The organism is Novosphingobium sp. ZW T3_23, assembly GCF_044987305.1.
Classification (GTDB): domain Bacteria; phylum Pseudomonadota; class Alphaproteobacteria; order Sphingomonadales; family Sphingomonadaceae; genus Novosphingobium.
Window position 1 is genome coordinate 1 of record NZ_JBJDRF010000147.1, and the last position, 651, is coordinate 651.

At 67.1% G+C, this 651-nt stretch carries 1 protein-coding gene; it reads left to right on the plus strand.

What is annotated here, in order from left to right:
- Positions 1-651 (plus strand): DEAD/DEAH box helicase (locus ACI3K3_RS25740; protein ID WP_404918961.1); only part of this gene is annotated, 651 nt, incomplete at both ends.

Genomic DNA, 651 nt, shown 5'->3' on the forward strand with positions numbered 1-651 from the left:
GCGTCGCACGCGTCCAGGGGCTGGAATCTTCGCCGGCTGACAGCGATAGCGGCGACCAGCCTTCGACCGAAAGAATCGTGCTGGAATATGCGGGCGGTGCCCGGCGTCTGATATCCGTCGACGAGGCAGACCGTATCTGGCGCTACGGTGCCGACGGCGACGCCGTGACTTTCGACAAGCTGGATGGTTCGTCCTGGCAGAAGCGCCGTGCGACGGTAAACGCCGCGATCGAGGAGAGCGCAAAGGCTCTGACAACGCTTGCGCGCGAGCGCGAGACGCTGACCGCGCCGGTCATGGAACCCGACCCCGCCGCTTACGAACGTTTCGCCGGCGGGTTCCCCTTCAACGAGACGGCAGACCAGGCCCGGGCCATCGCAGCCGTCCGAGACGATCTGTCGAGCGGCCGACCGATGGACCGGCTGATCATCGGCGACGTGAGCTACGGCAAGACGGAAGTCGCTCTGCGGGCCGCCGCACTGGCCGCGCTGGCCGGCTTCCAGGTCGTGGTCGCCGCGCCAACCACTGTGCTCGTGCGGCAGCATCTCGAAACGTTCCGCCGTCGCTTCGAGGGGACGAAGATCGAGATCGTCGGCCTGTCGCGGCTCAGTACCGCTGCGGAAAGGAAGGCCGCAAAGGCCGGGCTTGCCGATG